Here is an 8,890-nt window from a genome sequence, read left to right on the forward strand (position 1 = left end):
GAACAAGCGTTGCGACGCGCTTACCCAGTTCGCTGGCTTCCCGCATTTTCATGTGGTACCCCTGGTTGAGATTCTTTTCACTCTCCGGGCAAGCCACTCAGGTCACCGGCTTTACGACCAAGCCGGAGGGACCCGAGACCTGTACCGACTATACTTTCTCGACCGGGAACCGCACTTCGGTCACGTAGGTGGATGGGTCACGGCCTGGTTCGGGGCCTTGCACGTAGACCTCTCGGTTGGGCCCGCAGATGCGGTAGCCGTTGGCCTCGATCCAGGCCATCAAGCGGTTGTACGCTTCGCCGATGGTGTCGTAACCTCCCTGATGCACGATACAAGCCATCTCGGTGATAGACGGCAACTGGCGGATCTTCACCCTGTCTCCCTCGGGCATTTCCCCGTTCACGGGCACGGCTGCCTCGACGTCCGCATCCCGCTCGCGGTATTCCTGGTCGTGGTAGATGGCCAGCGGGGGACCAGCGGGCCTGACCCCGTGTTGGCCGAGGTGCGCGAAAATCTCGCTGTACAACCGGTTGATATCGCTGTAAGTGGGGATGATATCCCGCACCGAGGCGGCTGTTATGGCTGGAATCTTCTTGAGTACAACTTCTTCAGTGGTCATAGTTTCCTCCTGTTCGATCTGCCTCAGCCGCCACTCAACGCGGACCAGCCGCGCCTGCTCCTCTTCCAATCGCTGCTGAAGCTCGGTTTGTTTCATACGTAACATGCCTCGAATCTGGGCTGGCGGCAGGTCTCCGTCGAGTAGTCGGGAGATCTGGGCCAGCGAAAGTTCCAGGTCTTTCAGTGCCAGGATGCGATTGAGCCGGGGCAACTGGTCGGCCGAGTAGTAACGGTAGCCGGTGAAGGGGTCTACCTTAGCCGGCTTGAGTAGACCAATCTCGTCATAATAGCGCAGCGCCTTTACCGTCACCTGGCTGAGTTTGGAGAATTCACCGATCCTGAACATGCTTTTGCCCCAATTGCGCTATTTTCCTGACTATGCTACACCCTCCGGTAGGGGGAGAGTCAAGTTGGGATAATCATCGCATAAGATTTCGGTTGTTCGATTGTATGGTTATGATCTCGGTTTACTTTTCCCGTACGACGTGGTACCGTCTCATCGCACATGGCAGTTATAGTGCGGTACGATGTGTTCCCGGCGACGGTAGTCAGGCATGACACCCGGGTGACGGTGATCGCCCGCGCTGCAGGGCGGGAGTTTCGCGCCCTCCTGCGCAACACCGGACGGCTCGCCGACCTGATCCATCCCGGGGCGGAGATCCTGTGCCTTCCGAAGGAGGGCGGAAAGACCGCCGCGCAAGTGCTGGGAACGGTAGTGGATGACGAGCGGGCAACCTTACTCGACACTTTGGTCCAGGCACGGGCGTTCGAGACCGCGGCAAAACGCGGGTTGATCCCGTGGCTGCCCGGGATCGTCCGTCGCGAGGTCCGGGTGCGGGAGAGTAGGTTGGATTACGCAATCGAGCTCGCGGGCAAGCAGGGTTTTCTGGAGCTGAAATCGGCCGTCCATCTGCGCGGGGAATGCGCCACCTATCCCGACGCCCCGTCCGCCCGCGGGCGGCGGCACATCGCCCTTCTCACCGAGCTGAGCCGGAATGGCTACCCGTGCCTTATTGCGTTCATCGCCGCCCATCCGGCTGCGGACCGATTCTGTCCCGACGTGGAGACCGATCCCGAGATCGGGAAGGCGCTGCTGGCGGCGCGCGCCGCCGGGGTGAGGATCTACGCGCTCAAGCTGCACCTTACCCGTGCGGGTGCAGTGGTCCTCGATTCGCCGGCGATCCCGGTTGTACTGCAAAACATATCGAACCGATAACCGCGGAGTTCACTTTCCCGTGAAGAGAGATTATCATGTAAATATGAGGAAAATACCTTGCCGTCGGTGTCTCATCTGGGGGGGTGGAGCGGCCGCCCTGCTCGTGGTGTGTGCCCTCATCTGGCTCGTTGTCGCCGGGCGCAGCTCGGCCGGAGGGATCGTCGTCCCGCGCGATTTTTCCACGATCCAGTCGGCGCTTGATCACGCATCACCGGGCGATACGATCATCGTCCGGGCCAGCGGCGGACCGTATCACGGACCACTTGTGATCCAGACGCCTGATGTGAGCATCCTCGCCGCTGATGGCCGGGCCGTGATCGCGTGCGACGACACGGAGCCGGGGATTACGATCAAGACACGCGGCGTCACCCTGCGCGGATTCGAGGTAAAGGCAAACGGCATCGGTGTGCGGCTGAAGCTGGCCTCCGGTGCCGCGCTCGACGACCTGGTGATCACGGGAGCGCGCATCGGAATCCAGGTGGACGAATCCGACGGGAACATGCTGACGGCGATCAATGTGCGGAACGGAGAGGTTGGAATCGAGATGAAGTCGGCCGATCGCAACGTGCTGCGACGGATCCGGATCGATACGGTCGCGGACGTCGGGATAAGGCTCTCCAACGCATGGTTGAACACCGTTGAACACGCCACCGTGAACGGAGCAAGGGTCGGAATCTCACTCGCAGACGGCTCAGAGGAGAACCGAATCGCATCGTTCGTCGGCAACGAGTGTGGTACAAGCGGGGTGGAGATACTGGACTCGTCTTCGAACACGGTCACAACCAGCACCCTCGCCGGTTGTGCGATCGGTGTTTCGCTCAACACCGCCGACAACAACACGGTGGAGAACAACCGGATCAAGAACAGCCGCAACCAGGGGATTGCTCTTTACAAATCGCGGCAAAACACGCTCTCCCTCAATACCATCGTCAGCAGCCGCGGAAACGGGATCCACATCTCCGACAGCCGCGGCGACACCGTCGCCTACAACTCCGTCACCGGGTGCAGCGATGCCGGGATCAGGCTGGAGAGGGTTGAGTCGAGCCTCTTCCTCGGGAACAGGGTCGAGAACAATGCGGTCGGGATTCAATGCCACGAAGGATCAAGGAACAGGGTTCTGCGCAATGAGCTTTCCGGCAACACACTGGCGGGGATCGTTCTGTCAGAGGGGGCGGACAACCTATTCCTCGACAACACCGTCACCGAAAGTCCCCACGGGATCGCCCTGATCGGATCAACCGGCAATCAGTTCCTCCGCAACGACGTAACGGCCTGCTCCGCAGACGGGGTCTCGCTCCTCAATCACTCCGATCGAAATCTCATTCAGGATAACACCATCGAGAGGGATCACATCGGCGTCCTGATCGCGGCTTCCTCGCGAGGCGCCGTTACGGACAATCGTATCAGCGGCTGTGAGACTGCGATACGGCTGTTTCAATCAGGTACCGGAACGAGGGTCGAAGGGAATCTCATCGTCGACAACTCGATCGGGCTCGAGGTCTCTTCCCAATTGGAGAAAGACGAGACGATTCTTGGCGACGTGGATGCCGAGCTCCTCCAGGGCGACACAGAGTTCCAACTCGTGCTCGCCAACAACACCTTCGCCCGCAATACCTCCTACGACATATCCAACACCACGGACAAGACCGTCTATGCGGCTGGCAACTACTGGGGCGATCGTCACGAAGAGAGACCGGGACGCGTTGTCGGCAAGGTCGTCCTCCCCCGCTCGGCGTGGAAGGGGACGATCGCGATCGGTACGACCGACTCGTTCGATCAGATCATCATCGGACGTTTGCTCCAGCTGGCACTTGTCGCCGATGGGGTCAAGGTCATAGACCTGATCGGCCTGGGAGACGCGGAGATGGTGAAAGAGGCCCTGTTGGCGGGAGACGTCGATCTTGCCATCGTTGATCCATCATTCGTGAACGCGGATGACCTATCCGCTCGCGGGATCGTCATCTCCCACCCGCTTGCGGTGGAGGACCGGTTGTCGCTCGTCGTCTCCCCCGACATCGCGAAGGAGCTGCCGGGAGGTGCGATATCTGATCTGGCAGCGTACCTCTCCGCCGGGGACACGACGCTGAAGCTCGCGGTTCAAAGGACAATCCCACGGGAGCAGGTCCAGTCGCTAGTATCCGCATACGGGATTCCTCTCACGGAGGACAACATCGTCTGGACCACAGGGATCGATGAGACCGAGACCCTGCTCAAATTGGGGACGGTAAACGCAGGGATCGTCCACAGCATCGAAGAGACGGTGACGATGCTGGGGTTTAGGGTGTTGGCGGACGAACGGAACATATTCGCTGTATCGCACACCGCTTTCTTAACAGCGCAGCGGGTGATCGCCGCTCTCCCGGAGGTCAGCATGGTCGAACAGCAATTGCGGCCGCTTCTTACCACGGACAACGTCCATTCCCTGGTGGTAAAGGTGAGATTGCTGCACCGCGAGCCGAGAGAGGTGGCACAGGAATTCATGCTGCAACACGGACTGATTGAGCGATAAACGGAGGAGATCGGTATGAGACTGCAGCACAACAGAGGTAACCGGTGGGGGAGGCGTCTGCGGACGGTGGGGCAATGCCTGCGGCGATGGTGCGCCGATTGCATGTCGAATGTCTATTACCGTTCCTCCCTGCGGGTCAAGATCATTGTCCCGGTGTTCGTCATCACCCTCGTCGTCATCGGCATCCTCGCCTGGTTGTCGTTCACTTCGCTCTACACGACCATCGCGGGGATATACGAGCAACGCGCCCGCAGCGTGGCCAGCGTGGTCTCCAAGTCATTGCAGGAGAAGGCGTACATCCTGTACTACTCGGACCAGCTCGAATCCGACATCGATACACTGATGAAGCGATACGATTCCATCGTGGGGATCACCGTCATCGGGATGACCGGCAGAGGGCTGCGCGTGGTGGCGAGCACCGATCCATCCGCCGTCGGACGGATCCTGGCAGAAGATGAACAGGCCGCCTTTCTCCCCCTGCGCGACGTGCAGGTATCGCGGGTCCGTTCCGGAAAAGAGGAATATCTCCGTGCCGATTATCCGCTGTTCATGGACGGCGACCTAGTCGGCGTCGTTTCGGTGGATATGTCCCTGGCGGAACAGCAGCGGTACATCACCCGGCTCTCCTGGAAGCTGGGAATCGCATCCATCCTTGGGTTCCTCGTACTGGGGTTCCTGCTGTACAGCATCCTGGACGCGATCATCACGCGGCCGATCCTTCGGTTGGCGGCGGCAGCCGAACGCGTAGCACAGCGGGAGTACAACGTGCAGGTATCAGCCGGGCCGGCGCGGCGGGTTGGGGTCAAGGTCCGCGACGAGATCGCCCGCTTCATCGATGTGTTCAACCTGATGGTGAAGATGATCGGATCACGCGAGCAGGCGTTGCGTGAGATGATCATCCTGGACGAGGAGACCGGAGCCTATACGTTCTCCTACTTCCAGCGGCTCATCGACCAAGAGATAAAGAAGGGGCTGCGCTACGGCCATCCGACTTCGATCCTGTTGATCGACATCAAGGGGATCACAGAGCTGCCCGCGCCCGATAAACGAAGGTTGCTCCAGGCGACGGCCAACTTCCTGACAGGACGGCTCCGGTCGGTCGATCCGGTATTCCGCGTCAGCGACCAGCGCTTCGTCGCGCTCCTCCCCGAGACACCCCTCTCCGGCGCTCGGGCGGCGGCGGAGCGCCTGGCCAGCCAGGTGGCGGACCTCAAAGTGGAGACCGGCCTTGCATTTACAATTACCATCAAGGCCATCGGATGGAGCGGTGAGGAACCGCCGAAGCTGGATGAACTGCTGAACCAAGTTCGCTCTCCCCACGAAGGCAGCTAGTACAGGACATGAAACGAAATACCGGCAAACTGCCCATCCTCGTGATCCTGTCCGCAAGCCTGATGCTGGCGCTCATCCCGGTGGCGGTGCAGGCCGCTTCCTCTCCGACGGTCACTATCAGGGCGATCGAGATCAAGAACCTGGTTCCGTTTGAGATCACATTTCAGCTCCAGAACACCGGTGACAAGAAGCTGGAGCGGATCATCGGAGATGCTACGCTGACCGACAGGTTCGGCATCACGATCGACGAGCTCCCGATCGAGCCATTCTCCGTCGCTCCGCAGACGACGGCCACAATAACGGTGACCAGCCGCTGGGAGTTTCAGAAGGTAGGGATCTATCTGCTCCAGATCACGCTTGATGTCGGAGCGGGCTCCCTCATATCCAAGTCGCTTGCGTTCCGCATCGTCCCGATCAGCCTCCCCCATGCTCCGCCCGTGCATATGGAGGGTGAGGGCCTGTACACGGTGCACCAACAACCGGCGAACTGGGGGATCCCCCTGATCAACGCTCCTCAGGCATGGGAGACGACTTACGGCAAGAATGAGGTGGTCGTCGCCGTGATCGATTCCGGCATCGACAGCAGCATCCCGGAACTCGCCCGCAGCATGTGGACGAACCCGGGAGAGATCCCCGACAACGGGATGGACGACGACGGCAACGGATACGTCGACGACATCCACGGATGGGATTTTCGGGACAACGATAACAGCTCGCTCGTCGGCTCTAAGCTTCATTGGCATGGTACCTTCGTGGCATCGATCATCGCGGCCTGGCCGGATGACAAGGGAATCGTGGGTGTAGCGCCGGGGGTGAAGCTCATGGACCTGCGGTTCCTCGACTCGCGCAATCTGTTCTACGGTTCAGATTGGAAGAAGTTCGCGGCGGCGATCGATTACGCGGTCGACAACGGCGCCGACATCATCAACATGAGCATATACGCGAACGGAAAGCCCCCCAGTTACTTCGAGCACGCCATCCGCCGGGCTGTGGCACATGGGGTGATCGTCGTCGGAATCGCGGGAAACGACGGTAAGCCCCAAGTAAGCTACCCGGCGAAATACTCGTCCATCCTTGCGGTCAGTGCGATCGACCGAAACGAGCATCTCGCATCGTTCAGCAACTACGGACCCGAGGTGGAAATCACGGCACCGGGCGCCAGGGTAACCGCCCTCTTCCCGGGCGGCATCGCTGGGACGGCCTCCGGCACATCGTTCGCCGCCCCACACGTGTGCGGTGTGCTCGCGCTCATCCTCTCCGCGCACCCGGGTATGACGGGAGAACAAGCGGTGTCGCTCTTGGAGGCGAGTGCAATCGACCTAAAGCCGCCGGGGCGGGATTACTACTTTGGATATGGACTGATCAATGCCGCCGCCGGTGTATCGCGGTAGCCGCAAAGCACTTGAGGTCACGACTGCCGTTGCCCCGGGGCAGGCTCAGCTATCCAGCGTCAGTGAGCGCGATCCGCATCCGGTTCAGGGCCTCGGCCAGGGTCGAGCGCGGACACGCGAAGTTGAGGCGCACGAATCCCTCCCCGCCCGGGCCGAACCGGGCCCCGTCGTTCAGCGCCACCCGCGCCCTCCGGAGGAAGAACTCGTGCGGGTTCCCATCGAGCGCATCCCGGCAGTCGAGCCACGCCAGGTACGTCCCCTCGATCGGCCCCATTTTTACCCCGGGGAGCCCATCCCGGACGAACCGCGTCACGTAGTCGCGGTTTTCCGCAAGGTACGCGATGAGATCGTCCAGCCACTCCTCCCCGTGGCGGTAGGCGGCCTCGGCCACGACGTAGCTCATGATCCCCGGGTGCGGCACAAGCCCGCGCTGCGCGGCCTCCAACCGAGCACGCAGCTCCGGGTTGGGGACGACCGCGATCCCGCAGCTGATCCCGGCGACGTTGAACGACTTGTTCGGAGCGAACAGGGTGACGGTGCGGTCCGCGATCTCCGGGGCGATACTCGCGATCGGGATGTGGCGCCGCCCGTCGTACACGAAATCGGCGTGGATCTCGTCCGAGCAGATGTAGACCCCGTTGCGCACGCAGATCTCCGCCATTTGTTCCAGCTCGGCCCGGGTGTAGACGCGTCCCACCGGGTTGTGCGGGTTGCACAGCAGGAACATGGACGCCTCCCGCGCCAGCCGGGCGAAGTCGTCGAAGTCGATCTCGTAGCGTCCAGCCGAATCGCGCACGAGCCGGTTGAGCCGTGCCTCCAGGCTGGCGTGGTCCGGAACGTCGAGGATCGGGAAGTAAATCGGGGTCTGGATGAGCAGTCCGCTTCCCTGCCGGGCGAGCGCGTGTGCGGCCAGGTTGAACCCGACGACCACGTTGGGGACGAACACGATCGCCTCCGGCGTTACTTTCCACCCGTAGCGCCGGGCGATCCAATCGACGATGACCGCGCGCAGCTCCGGCGGCTCCTGCGGATAGCCGAAGATCCCGTGCTCGACGCGGTCGCGCAGGGCGTCGATGACCGCGGGCGGAGCGGGAAAATCCATGTCCGCGACCCACAACGGAAGGACATCGGGTTCGAACAGATTCCACTTAATGCTGTCCGTACCCCGGCGGTCGATCACCCGGTCGAAATCGAAGCGGTGTTCAGCCATCGTTACCTCTTCATCCAATTGGTGCTTTAATCCGAGAATCCGACACGATTCGCTGGCCCACTCCTCTCAATCGCTTAATTGTACGGACCGGTGCGGCGCGCACCAATTTTCCATAGATGCTCACTCACACCCACTCGCCATGAATGACGATTTCCGGAAAATGGACAGTAGGGAAAGGGAAATCCCGTGCCCGTGCTCTCCGGGATCGTCTCGCGCGAGGCCCTTGCCAGCTATCCCTCACTTCTGGAGCCCTCTACCACTTCTGATGCGGGTGGAATGACGGGGGGAGATCGGGCGGGGCCCGTTCGTCTCAGAGTTCTCCGGCCATCGCGCTCCTTCCCGGGCTGTTCGACCCGGTCGCCGGTGTTCGGAAGGTGGTGGTCCGGAGCTGGGACGGACGTAAGGTCCGCGGCTCGGAGGTCGAAGCGGGCCTGGAGCCAGTCGGCTTCATGCGCGACGATCAGGAGATGATCCACTGCAGAAGGTACTGATCTCGCCCGCGCCATCCCGCGAGGCGTGCCTCATCCCTCACTTTTGCGCAGCAACGGCTCTGTGTCGGGCTGTGCAGGAAGATTGATATTAATCTTTACAAAACAATAACTATGCGATTAAAG

General features: G+C 61.1%; 6 protein-coding genes. 4 read left to right on the forward strand and 2 right to left on the reverse strand.

Annotated elements, in window-relative coordinates:
• Nucleotides 1-148 precede the first annotated feature (148 nt).
• Nucleotides 149-964, reverse strand: a complete 816-nt coding sequence (locus tag J7J55_02750; GenBank protein MCD6141627.1) for a MerR family transcriptional regulator — start codon at nt 962-964, stop codon at nt 149-151.
• Between the two features lie 171 nt (nt 965-1,135).
• Between J7J55_02750 and sfsA the strand changes: the two genes are divergently transcribed.
• From sfsA to J7J55_02770, 4 genes are all read left to right on the forward strand, one after another.
• Nucleotides 1,136-1,834, forward strand: a complete 699-nt coding sequence (sfsA, locus tag J7J55_02755) for a DNA/RNA nuclease SfsA (GenBank protein MCD6141628.1) — start codon at nt 1,136-1,138, stop codon at nt 1,832-1,834.
• 43 nt (nt 1,835-1,877) lie between these two features.
• The gene (locus tag J7J55_02760) at nt 1,878-4,343 is read left to right on the forward strand and encodes a right-handed parallel beta-helix repeat-containing protein (GenBank protein MCD6141629.1); all 2,466 of its coding nucleotides are present in this window, start codon (nt 1,878-1,880) and stop codon (nt 4,341-4,343) included.
• Between the two features lie 102 nt (nt 4,344-4,445).
• Nucleotides 4,446-5,675 (forward strand): diguanylate cyclase, encoded by a 1,230-nt coding sequence (locus tag J7J55_02765; GenBank protein MCD6141630.1) that lies wholly within the window; start codon nt 4,446-4,448, stop codon nt 5,673-5,675.
• 8 nt (nt 5,676-5,683) lie between these two features.
• Nucleotides 5,684-7,066, forward strand: a complete 1,383-nt coding sequence (locus J7J55_02770) for a S8 family serine peptidase (protein MCD6141631.1) — start codon at nt 5,684-5,686, stop codon at nt 7,064-7,066.
• 49 nt (nt 7,067-7,115) lie between these two features.
• Here the strand turns inward: J7J55_02770 and J7J55_02775 are convergent, their stop codons facing one another.
• Nucleotides 7,116-8,276, reverse strand: a complete 1,161-nt coding sequence (locus J7J55_02775) for a PatB family C-S lyase (GenBank protein ID MCD6141632.1) — start codon at nt 8,274-8,276, stop codon at nt 7,116-7,118.
• Nucleotides 8,277-8,890 lie beyond the last annotated feature (614 nt).

Source organism: Candidatus Bipolaricaulota bacterium, assembly GCA_021159055.1.
Classification (GTDB): Bacteria; Bipolaricaulota; Bipolaricaulia; order UBA7950; family UBA9294; genus S016-54.